The sequence below is a fragment of the Psychrobacter faecalis genome, from assembly GCF_016107575.1.
GTDB classification, from domain to species: Bacteria; Pseudomonadota; Gammaproteobacteria; order Pseudomonadales; family Moraxellaceae; genus Psychrobacter; species Psychrobacter faecalis.
The window spans coordinates 46,570-68,640 of record NZ_JABAST010000012.1 but is presented as its reverse complement, the minus strand read 5'-3'; the positions used below and the strand labels follow the sequence as shown (position 1 = coordinate 68,640).

Annotated in this window: 19 protein-coding genes; 9 read left to right on the top strand and 10 right to left on the bottom strand. The window is 44.8% G+C overall.

Annotated features, from left to right (window positions below):
- Window positions 1–37 precede the first annotated feature (37 nt).
- Both JFC07_RS05830 and JFC07_RS05825 read left to right on the top strand, forming a co-directional pair.
- Window positions 38–1,273, top strand: a complete 1,236-nt coding sequence (locus JFC07_RS05830) for a beta-ketoacyl-ACP synthase II (protein WP_198328637.1) — start codon at window positions 38–40, stop codon at window positions 1,271–1,273.
- Window positions 1,274–1,275: 2 nt separating this feature from the next.
- On the top strand, window positions 1,276–2,982 hold the full coding sequence (locus JFC07_RS05825; protein WP_198328636.1) for an anthranilate synthase component I family protein: 1,707 nt from the start codon (window positions 1,276–1,278) through the stop codon (window positions 2,980–2,982).
- Between the two features lie 115 nt (window positions 2,983–3,097).
- Here the strand turns inward: JFC07_RS05825 and hisC are convergent, their stop codons facing one another.
- The 8 genes from hisC to JFC07_RS05785 all read right to left on the bottom strand — a co-directional run bounded on the left by hisC (window position 3,098) and on the right by JFC07_RS05785 (window position 11,287).
- Window positions 3,098–4,231: a histidinol-phosphate transaminase gene (gene hisC / locus JFC07_RS05820; RefSeq protein WP_198328635.1), complete on the bottom strand. Its 1,134-nt coding sequence runs from the start codon at window positions 4,229–4,231 to the stop codon at window positions 3,098–3,100.
- A gap of 113 nt (window positions 4,232–4,344) precedes the next feature.
- Complete coding sequence (hisD, locus tag JFC07_RS05815) at window positions 4,345–5,649, bottom strand: histidinol dehydrogenase (protein ID WP_198328634.1); 1,305 nt, start codon at window positions 5,647–5,649, stop codon at window positions 4,345–4,347.
- Between the two features lie 292 nt (window positions 5,650–5,941).
- Window positions 5,942–6,637 (bottom strand): ATP phosphoribosyltransferase, encoded by a 696-nt coding sequence (gene hisG, locus JFC07_RS05810; protein ID WP_102077686.1) that lies wholly within the window; start codon window positions 6,635–6,637, stop codon window positions 5,942–5,944.
- A gap of 95 nt (window positions 6,638–6,732) precedes the next feature.
- On the bottom strand, window positions 6,733–8,001 hold the full coding sequence (gene murA / locus JFC07_RS05805) for a UDP-N-acetylglucosamine 1-carboxyvinyltransferase (protein ID WP_198328633.1): 1,269 nt from the start codon (window positions 7,999–8,001) through the stop codon (window positions 6,733–6,735).
- 120 nt (window positions 8,002–8,121) lie between these two features.
- A complete protein-coding gene (locus JFC07_RS05800; RefSeq protein WP_082894293.1) occupies window positions 8,122–8,373 on the bottom strand; it encodes a BolA family protein in 252 nt (83 codons plus the stop codon).
- Window positions 8,374–8,491: 118 nt separating this feature from the next.
- Window positions 8,492–9,463: an alpha/beta hydrolase gene (locus JFC07_RS05795; RefSeq protein WP_198328632.1), complete on the bottom strand. Its 972-nt coding sequence runs from the start codon at window positions 9,461–9,463 to the stop codon at window positions 8,492–8,494.
- 270 nt (window positions 9,464–9,733) lie between these two features.
- Window positions 9,734–10,522 carry a BON domain-containing protein gene (locus JFC07_RS05790; RefSeq protein ID WP_198328631.1) on the bottom strand — a complete coding sequence of 263 codons (789 nt, stop codon included), beginning with the start codon at window positions 10,520–10,522 and terminating at the stop codon, window positions 9,734–9,736.
- A gap of 297 nt (window positions 10,523–10,819) precedes the next feature.
- A complete protein-coding gene (locus tag JFC07_RS05785; RefSeq protein WP_198328630.1) occupies window positions 10,820–11,287 on the bottom strand; it encodes a YraN family protein in 468 nt (155 codons plus the stop codon).
- A 158-nt stretch (window positions 11,288–11,445) separates the two neighbouring features.
- Between JFC07_RS05785 and rsmI the strand changes: the two genes are divergently transcribed.
- Window positions 11,446–12,405, top strand: a complete 960-nt coding sequence (gene rsmI, locus JFC07_RS05780; protein ID WP_198328629.1) for a 16S rRNA (cytidine(1402)-2'-O)-methyltransferase — start codon at window positions 11,446–11,448, stop codon at window positions 12,403–12,405.
- Between the two features lie 133 nt (window positions 12,406–12,538).
- Window positions 12,539–13,558 carry an adenosine kinase gene (locus JFC07_RS05775; protein WP_198328628.1) on the top strand — a complete coding sequence of 340 codons (1,020 nt, stop codon included), beginning with the start codon at window positions 12,539–12,541 and terminating at the stop codon, window positions 13,556–13,558.
- 284 nt (window positions 13,559–13,842) lie between these two features.
- On the opposite strand, the gene JFC07_RS05770 is transcribed toward JFC07_RS05775, so the two are convergent.
- The gene (locus JFC07_RS05770) at window positions 13,843–15,147 is read right to left on the bottom strand and encodes an O-acetylhomoserine aminocarboxypropyltransferase/cysteine synthase family protein (RefSeq protein ID WP_198328627.1); all 1,305 of its coding nucleotides are present in this window, start codon (window positions 15,145–15,147) and stop codon (window positions 13,843–13,845) included.
- Window positions 15,148–15,405: 258 nt separating this feature from the next.
- Window positions 15,406–16,089: a Fe-S biogenesis protein NfuA gene (gene nfuA / locus JFC07_RS05765; protein WP_102076939.1), complete on the bottom strand. Its 684-nt coding sequence runs from the start codon at window positions 16,087–16,089 to the stop codon at window positions 15,406–15,408.
- A gap of 404 nt (window positions 16,090–16,493) precedes the next feature.
- Between nfuA and JFC07_RS05760 the strand changes: the two genes are divergently transcribed.
- The 5 genes from JFC07_RS05760 (at window position 16,494) to JFC07_RS05740 (ending at window position 21,971) form a co-directional block, all read left to right on the top strand.
- The gene (locus JFC07_RS05760) at window positions 16,494–17,483 is read left to right on the top strand and encodes an alpha/beta fold hydrolase (protein WP_198328623.1); all 990 of its coding nucleotides are present in this window, start codon (window positions 16,494–16,496) and stop codon (window positions 17,481–17,483) included.
- Between the two features lie 142 nt (window positions 17,484–17,625).
- The gene (locus tag JFC07_RS05755) at window positions 17,626–18,261 is read left to right on the top strand and encodes a glutathione S-transferase family protein (protein ID WP_198328622.1); all 636 of its coding nucleotides are present in this window, start codon (window positions 17,626–17,628) and stop codon (window positions 18,259–18,261) included.
- A gap of 270 nt (window positions 18,262–18,531) precedes the next feature.
- On the top strand, window positions 18,532–19,596 hold the full coding sequence (locus JFC07_RS05750; protein WP_198328621.1) for a bifunctional nicotinamide-nucleotide adenylyltransferase/Nudix hydroxylase: 1,065 nt from the start codon (window positions 18,532–18,534) through the stop codon (window positions 19,594–19,596).
- Window positions 19,597–19,725: 129 nt separating this feature from the next.
- A complete protein-coding gene (locus JFC07_RS05745) occupies window positions 19,726–21,123 on the top strand; it encodes a nicotinate phosphoribosyltransferase (protein ID WP_102076943.1) in 1,398 nt (465 codons plus the stop codon).
- On the top strand, window positions 21,117–21,971 hold the full coding sequence (locus JFC07_RS05740; protein ID WP_068405146.1) for an SGNH/GDSL hydrolase family protein: 855 nt from the start codon (window positions 21,117–21,119) through the stop codon (window positions 21,969–21,971). Before JFC07_RS05745 ends, JFC07_RS05740 begins: the two co-directional genes overlap by 7 nt.
- Window positions 21,972–22,071 lie beyond the last annotated feature (100 nt).

The following is a 22,071-nucleotide window of genomic DNA, read 5'->3' as shown; positions in this document are numbered from 1 at the left end:
TCATTATCAAAAAATCGTTACTCATAAGGAATAGAATATGCGCCGCGTTGTTATCACTGGAGCAGGGATTGTCTCTTGTATCGGACATGATTTGGCGACTGTCACCGATGCTCTTAAACAAGGGCGCTCAGGTATTACGTTCAATGAATCGTATGCTGAGCACGACTTTAAATCACAGGTTAGCGGTAGTATTGATCAAGCAGAACTTGATACCTCGGGCATTGACCGTAAATTGAAGCGTTTTTTTAGTGATGCCAGTCTTTACGCTTATGTCAGCGCGTTAAACGCCATTGAGCAGTCGGGATTGCCGCTTGAAACCATTAACAATAACCCGCGCGTGGGTGTGGTCGCAAGCTCGGGCGGTGCGTCAACTGAAAACATCGTCAATGCCGTCGATGCAATGCGCGAAAAAGGTTTGCGCGGTGTCGGTGCGATGGCGGTACCAAAAACCATGGGCAGCTCGGTATCAGCGGCGCTTGCAACGGGGCTAAAAATCCAAGGGATTTCTTATTCATTGAGCTCTGCGTGCGCAACGTCGACGCATTGTATCGGTCATGCCGCCGAACTTATCCAACTTGGCAAAGCCGATGTGATACTTGCTGGCGGTAGTGAAGCGGAACATTGGACGCAGTCGTGTATGTTTGATGCGATGGGTGCGGTCAGTACACAGTATAATGACACGCCAACCCTTGCTTCTAGAGCCTACGATAAAGACCGCGATGGCTTTGTGATTGCCGCAGGCGGGGCAATGGTGGTGGTTGAAAGTCTTGAGCACGCCCAAGCGCGCGGTGCCAATATTTTGGCTGAAATCGTCGGTTATGGCGCCAGCTCCGATGGTGCTGAAATGGTTGCACCAAGCGGTGAAGGCGCTGTTCGCTGTATGCAACTCGCCCTTGCTGAAGCAGGCTTAGAAAGCGTTGACTACATCAATAGCCATGGTACCAGTACGCCGCTAGGGGATGTGACTGAGCTTAAAGCCATTGCCAAAGTATTTGGTGATGATGTTAGTCAAGTACCTGCTATCAGCTCAACCAAATCAATGACCGGTCATAGCTTGGGTGCAGTCGGCGCGCAAGAATTGATTTATTGCTTACTGATGCTACAAGAAGGCTTTATCGCGCCAAGTATCAATATTACAGAATTAGACCCTGCTGCCAAAGGCTTTGATATTGTCACTGAAAAGCGTGATATTGAGCTTAAAACGCTTATGAGCAATAGCTTTGGCTTTGGCGGTACTAACGCCACTCTTATTATTAAAAAGTTTGATGCTTAACTATGCCTCTAGCTCCGCCTGTTAAAACTGAGCAGACAGCATCTGCCCCATCGCCAGCTACTTATCCTAGCTGGCGTTTTGGTGGGCTAACTGCTGCCGAATTAATGCCCCGTCTACAACGTTACTTATATGTACAAAAACCTAATGTAAATTGGCAACTGGTTTGGCTGAATAACGACGGAAGACCTGTCATCGGTTTATTACCAAAAATGAGCTGGTCGGTTTATCCTCTTTCTAATGATGCAGCAAACTCTAATAAGCCAGCGCCTATTTATAAAGTTATAAGAACTTACCGTGATGGTTTAGATAGCCATGCTAAGACCAATCAAGCGATTATTAGTAGCTATATGAGTTATAGCGACTGGCAAGAGGATTTAATTGCTTATAGTCAGACTTATGACATAGATGATACTTGTGATAATAACTCGTCCTCAACTACAGAAATCGAGCAGCAGCCAAGTTATCAGCATGGATTAATAGGCTTTATTGGTTATGATATTGCCGCTTATGAGCTTAGCCCAAACGCGCGAATAGAGCTCGCAGTGCAGCCTTGTGCCGCCTTAGGGCATTATGATATTTATCTAACACCAAACGCTGAGCAAACCAGTTGGCAGCTCACTATAAAAGACAGCGTCACTGATACTGATAACGAACAAAAAGGCGTACTGGTTAAAACGCTTATCTCATATTTAGATATAATGGATAAGGAATTATCTAACCAAGCTTTAGAAAAACCAGCACTTGAAACGTCCTATAAAACCACGCCTTTATTATTAAAAGCACAATGGAGTAAGCGAGATTATCAGCAAGCTTTTGATAAAACGCAATCCTACCTGCAACAAGGTGACTGCTATCAAATCAATCTCACCCAAGCATGGCAAGGCGCTTTTAATACTCTAAGTGATAATGGTAGCGGAGTAAAACTGATTGATTACTTACCTACCCTACATCGTAATACCCAAGCGCCGTTTGCAGGATATTTAGCGGTTAATCATATTGATAACGAAATAAGCGTTGATACGCAAGATTATCAATTTGAATTGTTAAGCTGCTCGCCTGAACTGTTTTTTACCTTTATCAAAGACAATAATAGTGGCAAACACCATATACGCACCAAGCCCATTAAAGGGACGATGCCGCGCGGGTTAAATACTGCACAAGACAACGCTTATAAACAGCAGCTTATCGATAGCGAAAAAGACCGTGCCGAAAATGTCATGATTGTTGATTTATTGCGCAATGATTTGGGTAAATATGCCAAGATTGGCAGCGTCAAAGTGCCGCAATTATTTGCGATTGAAAGCTTTAGCAATGTGCATCATATGGTCAGCACCATTACCGCTGAGCTAAAGACAGATAGTCATCCGCTCAAAGTATTGTTTGGCAGTTTACCTGCTGGCTCTATCACTGGCACGCCAAAAAAACGCGCTGTTGAAATTATCTCAGAGCTAGAAGGTGCCGCGCGCGGTGCGTATTGCGGCACCCTGGGCTATATGAACTTTGATGGTAGCGGTCAATGGAATGTATTAATTCGTACTTTGCAAGCCAATACCTTATCGAATGATAAGTCAGAACAAGAAAGACGTGTCAGCTTATGGGCAGGCGGTGGTATCACGGTTGCTTCTGATTGCAATGCTGAATATCAAGAATGTTTGGATAAAGTCGGCAACCTGTTAGGCGTTTTAGTTCAAAACAATATAAAGCAATAAACTTACGCTTTATCTAAAAGGCAAATTAAAAACCAATAGAAAGCCTGCTTAACATAACGTTAGCAGGCTCTTTTATTTATATAACTTGTTGTTTTGGCTTTACATTATTAAGGTATTACTCAGTAACGCTTTCAGCCTCTGTTTGTAGCGATTTTAAGGCATCAATCAAACGCTTATTCTGCGCTGCCGTACCAACAGTAATACGCAAGTACTCATTGATGCGCGGTTTCTCAAAATGACGCACAATGATACCTTGCTCGCGCAAATCAGCCGCCACACCTTTAGCATCACCATTTTTCGGACGCGCAAAGACAAAGTTAGCGTGCGATGGTAACACCTCATAATCAAGTGCCGTCAGCTCGGCGCTGAGCGCTCGGCGTAAATCAATGACTTGCTGACAGGTCTGGGTAAAATATTCGACATCTAAGACACTAGCGGTTGCTCCTGCTTGCGCCAACTTATCGAGCGGATAGCTATTAAAGCTATTTTTCATACGCGTCAGTGCTTCGATTAACGAGGCATTACCAAACGCCATACCGACCCGTAAACCGGCAAGCGAGCGTGATTTTGAAAAAGTTTGCGTGACAAGGATATTATCGCAGTCATTGATTAGGCTAATCGCCGACACTTCTGCATCTGAACCATTTTCTTGTTTCTGCGCAAAATCGATATAAGCTTCATCAATCACAACCACTGAGTTTGAATGCTCGCCAGCAAGTTTACGAATATCAGCAAGCGATAATAGCATACCCGTTGGCGCATTTGGGTTAGCAATAATGATACCGCTACAAGGCTGACGATAAGCATCAGGGCTGATACTAAAATCGGCTTCTAGGGCGATTTGTACCAACTCAATACCAAAGGTATGGGCGTAAACCGGATAAAAACTATAGCTAATATCAGGCGCTAAAACAGGGCGCTCTTTTAAGAAAAAGCTGGCAAATACCAATGCCAATACTTCATCAGAACCATTACCAACAAAGACTTGATTGATATCAAGGTTGTATAACTCGGCTAAGGCGGCGCGCAAATCATCCGATTCAGGCGCAGGATATAAACGCAGCTCATCGGCTTGCTGCGCTAAGACTTTTGCGATGGCCTCGCCGACTTTTGGTGACGGCGGAAATGGGTTTTCATTGGTATTTAATTTGCACAAATTTTTATGCTGAGGCTGCTCGCCAGGGACGTAAGGTGACAGATTTCGCGCTTTAGATGACCAAAGTCTGGTGTCTATCTTTAACTCACTCATAAGTTATCCTACTCATTAGCCACATAAATGATTAAACGTAAATATTAAAATTGGGTTATTAAAATCGAATTATTAAAATCAGCTTATTAAAACTCAACTACCTAACTGTTTTATTAGCTATCTTTTTGATAGCGATAGCGGGCTGAGCGCGCATGGGCTTCTAAATCCTCACGCTGCGCTAAAATATCCGCCGTCGCAGCCAGCGGCTTACTACCCGCTTCACTACAATAAATAATCGAGGATTTCTTTTGAAAGTCATAAACACCAAGCGGTGAAGAAAAGCGCGCGGTACCAGAGGTTGGTAACACATGGTTAGGACCGGCACAGTAATCACCAATCGCTTCAGGCGTATGACGACCCATAAAGATAGCACCAGCGTGACGAACTTCATTCAGCAGCGCATCAGGGTTATCAACTGACAATTCTAAATGCTCAGGGGCAACGCGATTAATCACCGCCATACCTTCCACGCGGTCTTTGACCAAAATCAGCGCGCCGCGGTTTTTTAGTGAATCACGGGCGATATCAGCTTTTGGCAATTCTGCCAAGGCTTTTTCAATCTCCGCCGCCACTTCTGCAAGCTGCTGTTCACTTGTCGTGACAAAGATAGCTTGGGCGATACGGTCATGCTCCGCTTGTGACAATAAATCCATCGCCAACCAATCGGCGCGATCTTGCGCCTCGCCTTCTGCATAGACCAATACTTCAGAAGGGCCAGCAATCATATCAATCCCTACTTGACCAAATACCGCCCGCTTCGCTGCAGCGACATATTTATTACCAGGACCCGTGATTTTATCTACGGCTGGTATGGTCTCGGTACCGTATGCCAAGGCCGCAACCGCTTGTGCTCCGCCAATGGTAAAGACGCGGTCAACTTGTGCCAAATGCGCCGCTGCCAACACTAATGGATTGAGCACGCCCTTTGGCGCTGGCACCACCATGATTACCTCGGCAACGCCAGCCACTTTGGCAGGAATCGCATTCATCAATACCGAAGATGGATAAGAGGCCAAACCGCCGGGCACATAAATACCGACACGATCAAGCGGCGTGACTTTTTGACCTAAACGATTGCCAAGCTCATCTTCATATTGCCAAGTTTCTTGCACTTGGCGCTCATGAAATGTCTGCACGCGTGTCGCTGCCGTCATTAACGCATTTTTTACCTCATCATCGAGACTGGCAAACGCGTCAGCAAGTGCTTGTTTAGACAGCTCTAACTCTTGTATCGCCTTCGCCGGATGCTGATCAAACTCTTGGGTCAACGTCAGTACCACACTGTCGCCACCATGACGTACCTTTGCAATGATATCGTCAACGGTTTTTAATAATTCAACATCGTTGACGGTTTCAAAAGCGAGAAGCTGGGTCAATTGACTGTCAAAATCAGCATCTTGGGTACTTAGTTGGCGCATGACTGAATCCTATAGGTGAGCATAAAAGTCGGCTATAAAAAAATAGTTTGAATAAAAGAGGAAATAAGAAAAGTTTGGTCTGTCTGCTTATTTCCGCTTATTCTTAGTTATCTCACTCAGATTATACTGAGCTTTTATTTTCTAGCAAGCAAATACAATAAAACCAGTTTAGCACGCTATATCTATCCTAGAGCGCCAAACTGGTTTAAATTTTTGTATAGTCATGCTTGATATTATCAATGATTGCTAGCGTTTAATAACAGTGTTTTATCAATACTGAATAAATGCTCATTTAAGAAGCACTGGCAATACTGTTTTTAAAACTGTCTAAAATCGGCTCAAGCAGGGCAAATTTACGCTTGTAGCTGACTTGATTGACGATAAGGCGTGACGATACATCACAAATATGGTCGCGCGCTTCAAGCCCATTAGCGCGCAGCGTATTACCCGTATCGACGACGTCTACAATTAAATCGCCTAAACCAACCAATGGCGCAAGCTCCATCGAACCATACAGCTTAATCACATCGACTTGCTGACCTTGGCTGGCAAAGTAAGCGCGGGCAACATTGACGTATTTGGTCGCGATACGCAGACGACGATTTGGCAGCGGCGCCCCTTTCACGCCCGCTGTCATCAGCTTACACTGGGCAATCTGTAAATCGAGCAATTCATAAACGTGATTGGCGCCATGCTCAAGCAGCACGTCTTTACCCGCCACGCCAAAATCAGCAGCGCCGTGTTCAACATAGGTTGGCACGTCACTGGCGCGTAAAATTAACACGCGTACATTTGGGTTTGAAGTTGGGAAAATAAGCTTGCGCGACGCCTCAGGGTCTTCTAACAATTCAACACCAGCAGCGCGCAGTAAAGGCATCGTCTCTTCTAAGATACGACCCTTTGATAGCGCCAGTGTCAAACCTGAAAACGCCTCATTTACTTCATTTAATAAACCATCATTTGGTAAGCTGTTACTTGCTTCAGTCATAATGACTCGTGTCCGTGTACAGTTAGTTGCCTTACTTAACAGGCGTTATTAATTTATTAGGTATCAATAGCGATAATAATGGTTAGTGAACCAGTTTAGTCGTTGGTATTAATACGCTCGATATTGACCCCAAGCGCGCGCAGTTTTTCTTCGACGTGCTCATAGCCACGATCAATATGGTAAATACGATCAATCAAGCTCTCGCCTTCAGCAGAAGCCGCCGCCATGACCAGTGACATCGACGCGCGCAAATCTGTTGCCATCACTGGCGCCGCAGTAAAGTGCTCGACGCCTTTAACCACAGCTGTATGACCGTCTACTTGAATGGATGCACCCAAGCGGTTGAGTTCTGGCACATGCATATAGCGATTTTCAAAGATATTTTCGATAAAGGTGCTGGTACCGTCAGCAAGGCAGGCAATCGCCATCACCTGCGCTTGCATATCGGTTGGAAAACCCGGATGTGGCTGGGTACGAATATTGACTGGTAGTGGGCGACCTTTCATTTGCGCCCGAATCCAATCATCGCCTGTAGTGATAATCGCTCCCATGTCTTCAAATTTTTCTAACACAGGCGCTAATAAAAGTGCCGAAGTGTTTTTGGTCAGCACATCACCGCGTGTCATCAAAGCACCGGCAAGATAAGAGCCCGTTTCGATACGATCTGGTACGACCGAATATTCACAGCCATGCAAGCGCTCAACCCCTTCGATGGTCATGGTTGCCGTACCAATACCGCTGATTTTAGCACCCATCGCTACCAGCATATTGGCCAAATCGACCACTTCTGGTTCAAGCGCACAGTTACCAAGTACGGTCGTGCCCTTTGCCAATGCCGCGGCCATAATAACGTTTTCCGTACCGCCAACCGTTACCATATCAAATGAAAAATTACAACCGATAAGCTTGCCGCCCTTTGGCGCTTGGGCTTTGACATAACCATTTTCGACGCTTATCTCAGCACCCATGGCTTCAAAGGCTTTTAGATGCTGGTCGACAGGACGTGAGCCGATGGCACAGCCGCCCGGCAAAGACACTTCGGCTTCGCCAAAACGCGCCAGCAAAGGGCCTAAAACCAAAATCGAGGCGCGCATGGTTTTGACCAAATCATAAGGCGCATAAAAATTGTCGATATTCTTGGTATCGCAAACGACAGTGTCACCCTGCTTTTGAATATCAATGCCCATGCCAGCGATCAATTCAATCAAGGTGCGCACATCTTGTAACGATGGCACGTTGTGCAATGTCGTTGGGGTCTCGGCCAAAATCATAGCAGCGAGTAACGGCAGAGCGGCATTTTTGGCGCCTGAGATGGTGACTTCCCCTACGATACGACTGCTACCGGTGATTAAAAATTGATCCATAAAGGTGACAACCTAGCGATAAGTATAAAAAATATGAAAAACCAGAAATGATAAAACCAGCAATATCCATTGCCGGTGCGACAAATCCTAGTCATAAAAAAGGCTTAGCCTTGCGAAGGCTTAGCCTTGCGATTGCACTTCCCATTCGGCAGGCGTCAATGCTTGAATATTAAGCGCATGAATATCACCGCTAGCAATTTTGTCATTGACCAATGCGTAAACGGACTGCTGACGTTGTACTGCGCGCTTGCCTTCAAAACTGGCATCAACCACCCGTACATCAAACTTGGTACCTTGATTGGCAGCTTGAATAAAAGCATCAGGAAAGTGAGTTTGTAAAAATGCAATCAAATCGTCAGCGTTCATGCTCATAGAATATTCTGCCTTAAAGGTTTAATAGGTGGATATAAAGTTAGCCATTATAACAAGAGTTTGACCATCTTACAGTACTGTCTTCTACAACTGTCTTTAACTATTGCAGTGTTAACTATTATAGCGTTTTATCCAAATAGCTGAGCACTTGCGCACGCACGTCATTGACCCAGCGTAAAGGTGGCGCCATCGCCCCGATGCTGGTGGCATGACTGGCACCTGCGATTTCGCCTGTTTCAACCTTAACGCCTGCCGCTTTTAACGCCTGTGTCATTTTAAGGGTATTGCTTATATGAACGACTTTGTCTTTTTCAGCAGTTAATAATAAATATGGCGGCTGCGCACCTTTAATATTACGGTCTGGCATGATGTTATCGGGCGTGGCGTTTGCCCCAAAAGCGCTGGCACTACTGAATTTACGAAAGTCATAACTATAAGGCCCTGCAATACCAATCACAGCGCTAATATCGTTTGGTTTCACCCCATACGGCGCTAAAAAATCTTCATTAGCGACGGCAGCAACCGCGTTAAATGCGCCCGCAGAATGCCCTATCACCGCCAAGCGCTTGGGGTCAGCATGCAGACTTTCGGCATTCTTATAACTCCACGCGATAGCCTGCGCCGTATCTTCTACATAATCAGGATAAACGTGCTCAGGCGCTTTACGATAGTTAATCACTGCCGTGACATAGCCTGCTTGTGCCAGACTCTGACCAACAAAGGCGTATTCATCTTTACTGCCGCTTTCCCACGAGCCGCCATGGACGAAAACCACCATCGGATAACTGTGGTTAATTGGGTTATCAGCAGTCGCTTTTTTTGACTGCATGGCTTTTGCTAAAGGTTTGGGATAATAAATATCTAAATCCTGCAAAGGCTTGTCGCCATACAAGATATTTTTACTGACACCAACGCCGCCATTTGAGGTGATACCATTCACAACAGCCAGTGCCGATAACGCTTGTGCTTGCTGAGTCGCAAGCGCAATACCGCCGACAGCCAATGCTGCCGTCACACCGACGCTGATAGGTTTAGGTAGGCGATTTTTTCTTGGCACAGGCTGTACGGCTGCTTTACTTAAATCCTTCATCGCCAGTATTCCTATTATAAGCTTGTCGTTTGGTCATAGTTGATTAAAACTCAATAGTAGAGTCACAGCTTTTTCATTTTTTATTATTTTAATTAGCGCGTTTTTGTCTAAAGCCACACTTCTACTTTTTACGTTTTATATCTTACTGGCAGACTGGGGATTTATCGTTCTGTTCCTGTTATGAGTGTTTAGGTTTCTTGTGTTTATTAGCGAGACAAGACTTTTGATAAAGGTAAACATAGCAACTTGATAATGACAACTTAATAACGGCTAATTAACGGGCGCGCCATTCTCGTCGACGATAATCGGCGTAGCGTTAATTGGTGGCTCTACTACACTTGTGACCTCAGGCGCTGCCCGACTATCGAGCGCTGGCCCTCTGGTAGGATTGGCTAAATTCTCTTCATACATGATATCGTCCTCGCCTATCTTTACCCCTCTATCGTCAACGACGGTGGTCAGCAGCACCAGCTCTGTAATGCCGACGGTATTATTGGCAATATCAATCAGATGGCTTTGCTGCGTCGGCGTCATGCGACCCATAATATAAACCACACCATCATTGGTGACCGCCTTTATTTGCGAGGCTTTTACGCCATTACTAGAGGCTATTTTTGCCAGTAGTTTGGAGGTAATATAACCATCGTGAACGGTTGAGCTATAGCCCCTTGAGGCGCTCACATTCAGCTCATTATAGACATGACGGACGTCTGGCATAGAGCCAACCACTTTTTCAATTTCTGTCTTAATCTCTTGCGTTGGCACCTCACCGGTGAGCAGCACCTCACTATTAAAACTATCAATGCTCATACGGCTGATTTGCTGCAAATTTTCTTGTAGACCATAGACGTTAATTTTGACGGTATGCTCGATACTGCGGTCAAGCAGGCGCTGCGGAATAGTGCGCTCGGTCATCGGTACGCCATACGTTCCTTCTGTGCTATTGGTCAAATAGTTGGTGGTACAGCCTGTGGCGATGATGCTGGTCAATAGCATAACGCCAATCGCCTTACGGCGTGATGAACCAAAAATAGCAGTGTGCAAATGCATCCGTGTCATGATTTACCTCTTAGAGCGTGATGATTAACTAATGATTAATAGGGTGACGCTTGATAATGGCTAAGCTCGATAATAATTAAGCTTGATAATAAAAACGATTAATTATGCTGATGCTTAATAATGACAATGATAGGAATATGATTAAATGAACCGTTTTTAATGCCGCTACTTTACTGAAATTTTATGCTAGGCGGTTAGGCTTTTGGTAACGATAGCTTGATGCTTTATTTATTTTACTTTTTAGCTTAACCTTTAAACCAAATCAACGTTCCAGCATTTTAAATTCGTAAAGTCCTTTTACCACGCTGACGCGATAAAAGCGCCTTGCAGCCATTCTGGTTGAGTGTTTTTTGACGTCGTTTCTTTAACCTCACTACTCTTGTTTTTATGACTGGCACTAGTATTGACATTAGTATCATAGGCTATCACATCAAACCGGTACTCGAAGTCATTATATTCAGGATGCTGCTGCAAAAAATAGCGCGCCGCTTTGATAATTTTATGTTGCTTACTTTTCGTCACGCTAAGGGCAGCATCACCAAATCCTGAACGCTGCCGTTGCCGCACTTCAATAAATACCAGTGTCGACCACGCCTGCCCTTTTTCTAGCATAATTAAGTCGAGCTCACCCACTTTTGGTTGTTGCCAATTTTGCGCAATCAATATCAAGCCTTGCGCTTGCAAAAACGCACACGCTTGCTGCTCAAAACGGCTGCCTTGACGCTGGGTCGGTGAAGTTAGGTTTAAGGGTTTGTCATTTACCATCACGGGCTTTTATTATCATGGCTATCGGTCAGCGGAACATTTGAGAATTATCATAGCACATCATGCTAAACTAACCACTTTCGCGTTTTCATAATCGCTTTTCATATGCGTTTTTAATGCTCTTTCTTAAGACAATTTCTTAATACTCCGAGGTTTTCATGTCTAGCCCTACCGCGATGCCAGCTTGTCTCTATATCGTTGCCACGCCGATTGGTAATTTAAGCGACATGACACCGCACGCAATTGACGTTTTAAAGCAAGTTGCCATCATCGCCTGTGAAGATACACGCACCTCAGGCAAACTTTTATCACATTTTGGTATTAATACCAAAGGCAATAAGGTTGAAGATAGCGAAGAAGGAACGGGTTACCATAATAAAAATGCTGCCGAAAACGAGTCTGATGGCGCTGCTAAACAAAAAGGTCATCATAAGCTTTGGGCGTATCATGAACATAATAGCGCCATTCAAACCCCCAAAATTATTGAGATGATTCAGCAAGGTCATTCGGTTGCCTTGATTAGTGATGCTGGCACGCCGCTGATTAGCGATCCCGGTTATCAATTGGTACAAGCCGCTCATGCTGCTGGTGTTCGCGTCTCTCCTATTATTGGTGCTTCTGCTGCTATTGCTGCGCTATCGGTTGCAGGATTGCCCTCAGACCGTTTTAGCTTTATTGGTTTTTTACCAGCCAAAACCCACGGTCGCCAAAAACAATTAACGACTCTCAATTCACGTACCGAAACTTTGATATTTTATGAAGCGCCGCACCGTATTGTTGCTAGCTTAGAAGATATGGCAGCTATTTTTGGTGCAGAGCGCGAAGTGACGTTTTGCCGTGAATTGACCAAAACCTTTGAGACCGTGCATAAAAGCACGCTTGGCGAATTGGTCGAATTTGTCAAAGCTGATGACAATCAGCAACGCGGTGAAATCGTCGTGGTCGTCGCTGGGGTAAATATGGCGCAGGACGATGATGATATCAGTATCCACGATAAATTATTACAGCGTTTATTAGAGGATTTATCGGTTAAAAAAGCCGCTGCCTTGGCCGCTGATATCACAGGCGTCAAAAAGAACGCACTTTATCAGCGCCTGCTTGAACTACAAACAGCATAGTTTGTGGTTATAAAAAATTAAGCGAAGCAGCCATAGATTAAGTAACAGCAAATTAAGTATTGATAAATTAAGTATTGATAAATTAAATGTCAGTAAATTAAGTACTGGTAAATTCATTGAGGAGAGAAACAGTATGTACGATGTGATGGCAATAGGTAATGCCTTGGTTGACCACGAATACCTGCTGTCGGATGCAGCGCTAGAAGAAACCGACCTGACCAAAGGCAATATGACGCTTGCAGGACTCGAAGAGCAGCAGCAGTTATTGGCGTATTTTAAACTGGCCGACATTGCGCCATCAAAACAAGCAGGCGGCGGCTCAGCGGCCAATGCAATGTATGCCTTTGCAAGCTTAGGCGGTAAACCTTTTTATGCTTGCCGCGTCGGTGATGACAAGCAAGGCGAGTTTTACCTAAAAGACTTGCATGAAGCGGGCGTTGCCACCTCCCCGCAATCCATCCATGCAGGCGGCGTGACTGGCTCATGCGTGGTAGCAGTGACCGAAGATGGTGAGCGTACCATGCAAACATTCCTTGGCACCTCAAGCGATATTACGGCTAATAACGTTGACTTTGGAGCATTAACCCAAGCTGGCTGGTTATATTTAGAAGGTTATTTGGCGATGTCCGAAGGTATCCAGCCTGCGATGACCAAACTACGCCAACAAGCTGGTATCAATGGCGCCAAAATTGCCGTCAGCTTTGCTGATCCTGCCGTGGTAAAGTTTGCCAAAGAAGGCCTGCTTAATATGCTCGGCAATAAAGTCGCGGTGATATTTTGTAATAGTGAAGAAGCCAAATTATTCACCGATAAAAAACAGCATAAGTCGGCGGCGCGAGCCTTACTTGAGCATTGTCAGACAGCAGTCGTTACCGATGGACCCAATGGCGCTATCATCGCTCATAAGCCAAATGATGAGTCAGAGATTGAAATTTTTGAGGTTCCTACGCCAGCTGTTGTAAATGTTATTGATACCAATGGTGCCGGCGATAACTATTCTGGGGCGTTTTTATATGCTTTATCGCAGCATTATAGCTTGCCAGAATGCGGACAACTTGCTAGCGAAATCGCCGCCCAAGTGATTCAGCAGTTTGGTCCACGCCTCGCATCAAAAGAGTATCAAGATATCTCGCGCCGCGTTTTAACGGTTTAGTGGCTGGATTATTTGATTACTAAAGCGCTAAAATCTAAGTTTCTAAGTGTCTGAGATGGCGTTTCTAGTTTACCTCTAATAAAAGATAGTGCTGCTGGGATAAATTTTGCGCAGCCTCTGGAGCGACGAAGTCGCACAGCAAGCAAGGAAAATTTGCACCAGTAGCACTTTATAATATTTTCGCGCTTTTATTTAGGATTGCCTACAAAACTTTAGCATCTAATAAGCAAAAGCCCATCTCAAATCAATATGGGCTTTCTCTGTATGCAATATCTTATATTTGACTAAGCCGTAGCCAATGCTTGCTCTAAGTCGGCCTTAATATCTTCGATGTGCTCAATACCAATCGATAAACGAACCATATCCGCACTGACGCCGGCATTTTCTAGCTCTTGCTCGTTAAGCTGACGATGAGTGGTTGTGGCTGGATGACAAGCGAGCGACTTAGCATCACCGATATTGACCAAGCGCGTAATCAGTTGCAGCGCATCAATAAAGCGCGCGCCTGCTTCGAGGCCACCTTTTACCCCAAAGGTTAAAATAGCAGATGGCGTGCCCTTCATGTATTTTTGCGCAAGCTCATGCTCAGGATGGTCAGGTAGACCAGCATATTTTACCCAAGCAACTTTGTCATGGTCGCGTAGATATTCAGCAACCGCTTGCGCGTTTTGCACATGACGCTCCATACGCAAGCTCAATGTCTCCATCCCTTGCATGATACCAAAAGCATTGAGTGGGCTAATTGCTGCGCCAGTATTACGTAAAGGCGCCACGCGAGCACGAGCGATAAAGGCCGCTGCGCCGACGTCTTTGACAAAGTTTACGCCGTGATAGCTTTCATCTGGGGTGTTTAATAATGGGAAGCGCTCAGGATAATCGCCCCAAGGGAAAGTTCCGCTATCAACAATCGCGCCACCAATTGAGGTGCCCGTACCGCTCATGTATTTGGTCAATGAATGAATGACGATATCAGCGCCAAACTCAAATGGACGGCACAGCGCCGGCGTCGCAACCGTACTATCAATCACCACTGGTACGCCATATTCATGGGCGATGTCACTCAGTGCTTGGATATCGACGATATTACCCAATGGATTACCAATACTTTCGGCAAAGACCATCTTGGTTTTATCATCGATTAAATCACATATTGCTTCTGGGTTTTTATGGTCAAAAAAACGGACTTCGATACCTTGGCGCGGCAAAGCATGGGCAAATAGATTATAAGTGCCGCCGTATAGCGTTGATACGGCGACGATATTATCACCTGCTTCACAAATGGTTTGAATCGCATAAGTGATAGCCGCCATACCTGAGGCAACCGCTAGCGCCCCAATACCGCCTTCAAGTGCGGCAACGCGCTCCTCTAACACCGCCGTCGTCGGATTCATGATACGGGTGTAAATATTGCCAGCAACCTTTAAATCAAATAAATCGGCGCCATGCTGGGTATTATCAAAGGCATACGAGCTGGTATGATAAATAGGCACGGCGACCGCTTTGGTGGTTGGCTCGACGCTATAGCCAGCGTGAATAGCTAAGGTTTCAAGGCGCTGGGTATTCTGCTTAGCTGGTTGTCCGTCACTCATCAGGTGCTCCTAAAATTTTATGGGATATTTAGAGGGTATTGTTAGGTTATTAAACCCATATTTCATTTATCAAAATTGGTTATAACAAAAAGTCATAAAAAAAGCTGAGTTAATCATAACCCAGCTTCTTTATTAAAAGAATAGCAAATTTTTCATCTCTTAATAACAAACATTCATAAGTAATATTTATAAGCAAAGAAACTAATAAGCATATTCCTAGGTGATATCGGCGCTATTTTTATAACGACTTGTCATTTTCTATTTATAGTAAGCGTTTTCTGTACGCGTGTGGTCGGTTTCATCGATGACTTGGGTCAGCTCGGGAATTTGCTGTTTTAGCTGTACTTCGACGCCTTGACGTAAGGTCATATCAACCGCTGAACAGCCTTGGCAACCACCACCGAATTTTAGTATCGCGGTCAAACCAACGCCTTCTTCATCAATCAATTCAAGCAACTGGACATCACCGCCGTGAGCGGCCAAACTTGGGTTAATTTCAGACTGTAAGACATAGTTGATACGTTCTTCGACACTGGCATCAGCACCAACTTTTGGCACTTTTGAGTTTGGCGCACGGAACGTCAACTGCCCACCAAAACGGTCTTTATTATAATCAATCACCGCATCTTCTAAATAAGGCACCGATGCCGCTTCAATAAAGGCCGAAAAATCATCATAAGTCAATTTTAAATCAGCGCTGTCTTCTTCGCCTGGCTGATTGTACGCCATGCAGCATTCGGCACGCGGTGTGCCTGGATGCTCGACGAAAATACGCACGCCGATACCATCGGTATCTTGCTTCGCTAATAAATCTGCCAAATACCCTTGCGCCGCTTCAGTGATGGTGATGTTACTTTTAGCTTCGGTTTGCTCAGTATCTAACGCTGACTCGTAATCGGCAGCAGGGTTTACTTGAGTATCAGTTGGATTGTGTTCACTCATAATGCTTCCTATGTGTTATGACACAAGCGTTATATTGGCCACGTCTACTGTGTCGTCTATGTGAGGTTGGGACTAATGAAATTACCATCATTTTGGCTTATCGTTTTAATGCTTTGACCGTGATGAAAATTTCTTTATAGCTCTTTATGATGTCTATTATAGCGCACTTAACGCATAATTCCGACCGCACTAGTGTGAATTGGCAGTAGCGATTTTTAAGCGCTGAGGTTTTAAGCGATGGCTATTTTTAATAAGGCTTACCTATAGTAAGCTGCCTTTATCTTCATAGTATATAAAGACAGTGTGCAGACTTATCAAGTCTAGCGGGCGTAGAATGCACCAAAGAGCTTATGAAAATTTTAAAAGAATAAATATCAGAATCTTAACTATTTTGAGAGAGCAGTATGTTGACTGAGAATCTAAATTTTGTGACCACCAAAGATGCCGTACAAATCGCTATTTGGGAAGTTTTTGATAATGAAAAAAGCCATCAATTATCTATCGTTAATGCGCATCAAGGTCAAAATATCTTCTTAACGCACGGCACTTTTTCGGACAAAAAAACCTGCTTAAGAATCGCCGAATACTTAGCTGAGCTTGGACATCATTGCTATATCATGGAATGGCGCGCTCATGGCGCAAGCTCAAACCCCACAGACCAATTCAATTTCGAAACTGTCGCCACCTATGATTTTGCCGCCACTTTTGATTATTTATTTAACGAATTAAAGCTCAGCAATTTACACTGCGTCACCCATAGTGGCGGCGGCGCTTGCTTAACGATGTTTCTCATTCAAAATCCGCAGTATATCAATAAAATAAATAGCATCAGCATGTTTGCTTGCCAAGTGTACGGCGCCATCGTCAATCTGAAGAACTATTTTAAAATAGTCGCCGCCAAGATGTTTACCCGTCTATTTGGCTATATACCCGCCAGAAAACTCAAACTGGGACCCATCAATGAAAACCATCACACCATGAATCAATGGTATGAGTGGAATTTGCATAAAAACTTCCACAGCAGTTTTATTAAACAAAGTGATATAAATGCGAATGGTATTCAGAAAAGTGCTTTTGATAGCCACACTCGCCAGCAAAATACTCCTGAAAGTGCGATTTTTGATTATCGGCAGTATATGCCGAATATTACCGTACCCATTTATGCTATCAGCGCCAAGGGTGATAAATTCATCTCGCCAACTCGAGGTTGCCTGTCACTTTTTAACGACTTTAATCGCTCGCTCAACAAAAACTCTGCTAACGTTTTTCGTGAATACGCGCGAAGTCATGGTGACTTGGATGATTATACCCATAGCCGCATTTTAAACAGTCGTACGGCTGCCAAAGAGATTTGGCCAACGGTGGCGGCATGGATTGCGCAACATGCAGGGTAAACTTGCAGATTAGAATAGGTCAAATGACGCAAACAGCATAATACTACATCTCCTAAAACTAACTTCACATAACATAACTGACTTGGCCAGATTGGCTGTTTAGACTGGATTGAACGCTATAATAAATCCACAGGAGTAGTTTATGCAGTTATATGTCATACCAGGAACTTGCGCCGTTGTACCGCACACTGCCCTCGAATGGACGGGGACAGATTACGAGCTTAAGCTTTTAGATCACGATTCGGTCAAATCAGAAGAATATCTACGTATCAATCCGCAAGGCGCGGTGCCAGCTATCGTCGATGGCGACACTATCATTACTCAAAACATCGCCACCCAAGTCTATATCGATGCCGCCTATCCCGATGCCAATATATTTGGTTCAGATACCTCACCAGCTGGTAAAGGTGAACTGATGCATTGGCTAGGGTTTTTGAATGCGGATCTGCATAAAGCCTTTGCCCCGCTCTTTGGCCCTGATGGCTTTGTTGAAGGGGATGCAGCACAAGAAAGCTTAAAACAAAAGGCCAAAGAAAAAATCGCCCATTTGCTTAGACTGCCCAACGAGCAGCTCGGTAAAACTGATTATCTAACAGGCAGTAAAACCACGGCTGATATTTACTTATACATCACCCTAACGTGGGCGAAAAAGTTTGAGATCGATCTATCTGACTATAAAAACCTTGATACCTTTGTCAAACGTATTGAAGAAGATAAAGGTTTGACCGCCGTCATTGAGCAGCAAGGCTTAGAAAAAATCAAAACACTTGAGATTTGATATTATTAATGCTTTGAGCGTTTGCAAAAACCTTTCTAACCTTAACCTTTCTAGCCTTTAGAAGGGTTTTTGCTTTTATATCTATAAAAATATTATCCTTTAAAATAACATTCATGGCGCAAAAACCAAGCGCTAAAATTCGTTAAAGCGATAAAGTCACGGCACTAAACATCTTTATACTTGTCAGCCAGATATAGGCTGTGTCAGTATTAGCCTCTTTGAGACATTTTAAATTGATAATTAATAGCAGTAAGTTAGGAGTTGGCCGTTATGAGTGAATCAGCAGAGCAAGGTTCGGATAAAAGCTCGGATAAAAATAACAGTAAAGACTACCGTTATTTGGTATTTATTGGACGTTTCCAGCCGTTTCACTGCGGGCATAAGGCAGTGGTCGATGAAGCATTAAAACGTGCCGATAACGTCATTATGCTGATCGGTTCTGCCAACCTGCCGCGCAGTCTGCGTAATCCATTTAGTGTCGATGAACGGGCGGCGATGATTAAGAACACCTACTTGCCAGCAGAAGCGGCGCGAATTCACTGTGTCGGCCTCGACGATGCACTCTACAATGACACGCGTTGGCTGCAATATGTGCAGACGGGCGTCAAATCCGTCACCGGCGACTTACAGGCTGATATTGGGCTGATTGGTCATTCAAAAGACAGCTCATCTTATTATTTATCCTTATTCCCAAATTGGGCGTCGGTTTCTGTACCCAATTATCACAATTTATCCGCGACCCCTATTCGTGACAGCTACCTGATGGGTGCCACGCCAACGCCTGAGCGCACCCCTGAGTCGACCCGCAACGTCCTCAATGACTTTAAAAAGACCGATATTTATCAAAACCTGCATGAAGAAGCCGATTTTGTCGATAAATATAAAAGACAATGGGAATCTGCGCCTTATCCACCGACCTTTATGACCGCTGATGCGCTCGTCGTACAATCAGGGCATATTTTATTGGTTGAACGCCGCAGTATGCCAGGACGCGGGCTATGGGCATTACCGGGTGGTTTTTTGAATCCAAAAGAAACACTCTTTGATGCCTGTATCCGCGAGCTACGCGAAGAGACGCGCTTAAAAGTGCCTGAACCGGTGCTACGCGGCTCTTGTCATAGTCAGCATACCTTTGACGACCCGTATCGCTCAGCGCGTGGGCGTACGATTACCCAAGCTTTTTATTTTCAGCTAAAAAACGACCCAAAAGGGTTGCCAAAAGTCAAAGGTGGCGACGATGCAGCCAAAGCGTTTTGGCTGCCACTCGCTGAGCTTGATGCCACCATGATGTTTGAAGACCATTATGCGATTATCGCTAAAATGGTTGGTTTGTAGGCTTTTATCAGGCGACTGTGCAATTTTTATTAACCTTTTTTCACGCCAGCGCCGATAGACGGCAATGGCTCACCGCCGCAGCGGTTATTAAAAAACAGCTGCGGCATCTCAAAGCAGAGGAGTTCTGTGATGTACACCAGCAATTTAAACAATTTAATCTTAAATAGCGACAGCTATAAAACCTCCCATTGGGTGCAATATCCAAAAGGTAGCGAGTATCTATCAAGCTATATCGAAGCGCGTAAAGGTGACTACGATGTGGTATTTTTTGGCTTGCAAGCCTTTATCAAAGAATACCTTAGCACGCCGATTACCCATCAAGATATCGATGAAGCCGAAACGGTCATTCAAGCCCATGGCTTAACCTTTAACCGTGCCGGTTGGGAGCTGTTAGTCGATAAGTATGGCGGCTATCTGCCACTGCGCATCGAAGCCATTCCTGAAGGCAGCGTCGTTCCAGCATCCAATGTGGTCTGCCAAATTATTAATACTGACCCTGAGTTCTATTGGCTACCAAGCTATATCGAAACGGCGCTACTGCGTGCGATTTGGTATCCCTCAACCGTCGCTAGCGTCTCGCACTATTGCAAAGGCATCATTCGTCAGGCACTAGAAAAATCTGCCGACAATACCGAGTCGCTGATTTTCCGTTTGCATGATTTTGGTTCGCGCGGTGCGTCTAGTCAAGAATCTGTCGCCCTTGGTAGTCTTGCGCATTTGGTGAACTTTGCTGGTACCGACTCGATGACGGCCTTGGTTGCCGCCAGCCGCTGGTATCACATGGACAAAGAAATAGCTGCTTTTTCTATCCCTGCTGCTGAGCATAGCACCATGACGGCGTGGGGTCGCGACGGAGAAACTGCCGCCTTTGCCAATATGATTGAACAATTTGGCGGCGCTGGTAAAAGTTTTTCTGTGGTATCTGACAGCTATGATTTATGGAATGCCATTGATAATATTTGGGGCGGTAGCCTAAAAGACGACGTCAAAAATATGGGCGGAACTTTGGTTATCCGTCCAGATAGCGGCGATCCGGCAAAAGTGGTGCGCGAAGCCTTGGAGCGTTTGGCGGTAAAGTTTGGCACCACCATCAATAGCAAAGGCTATAAAGTGCTGCCCGACTATGTACGCATTATCCAAGGCGATGGTATCAGCCCGCAAAGCTTAAGCAAAATCATCGATGTGGTCTTAAACGCAGGCTTTAGCGCCGACAATATCACCTTTGGGATGGGCGGCGGCTTATTGCAGCAAGTCAATCGCGATACCATGAGCTGGGCGATGAAAGCCAGTGCCATCTCTATCGATGGTGTATGGAAAGATATCTATAAAGACCCTGTCACCAGTCGCTCAAAACGCTCAAAAAGAGGCCGTTTGGCACTCATAAAAAATAGCAAAGGCAACATAGATACCATTAAAGCGGATAATTTAACGTCAGCTGCAGATAACCTACTACGCGATGTATATATCGATGGTAAATTACTTATTGAAGACAACCTCACTACGATTCGGGAGCGTGCAGGATGGTAGCTACTAAAAAAATGCAAAATAAAATAACCGCTGCTGCCAAGGACGTGCTGCTTGCTCCTGTTTACCTTTATCAAGGGCACAAAATCAAGCGTGATACCGTACGCCTACCTGAGCCAAATGGCGAGCGTCATGGACAGGTTCAGCTCAATAACTTGCCTATTACCTCAAAGGGTAAAAGCAATAATATATTGAACCTGATGGTCGTTGGTGATTCGGCAGCGGCTGGCGTCGGTAGTCAAACCCAACAAGAGGCGCTGGTTGGTCATTTGATACCTATTTTGACTGAGCAGCCTGCTATCCAAAGCGCTTTTGATACCTTAAACTGGTCGTTGCAAGCGACCACGGGTCATACCAGCTTTGATATTTTGCGCAGGCTTTATGTGTTGCCTGCACCGAGCCAACCTATTGATGTGATGGTATTAAGTGTCGGCGTTAATGACACCACCTCCAAAGTCTCTGCGGCTCAATGGCAACAGCAGATTGAAAATATCATTGCTATCGCCCAGCGTAAATTTGGCGTACGCGAGCTGGTTTTTTTAAGCTTACCGCCGATGGCACAAATGCCTGCAATACCTGCGCCATTGAATAACTTCGTTGGTGCCAAAGCCGCTATCCTTGATAATAGCTTGCAGCAAATTTGTGCCGCTCATGACAATGTCACTTATATGGCAACGAACTTTGCGCGCATGATAGAAGAACACTCTAACGGCACGCCGATCGATATCAGAGTGATGTTTGCCAGCGACGGCTTTCATCCAAGCAGTTTGATGTATGGCTATTGGGCGCAGCAAGTGGCAGAATTGATTGTGAAGTTGCTAGATTCGTCGACTACTAAGTTAAGTAGCTGAGTAGTGCAAATACTTAACATTAAAATTTAGATAAAAAAAACCGCTGAATAGTCAGCGGTTTTTTATTGCTTAGCAAAAGACTGCTTCGCGATATGTATTT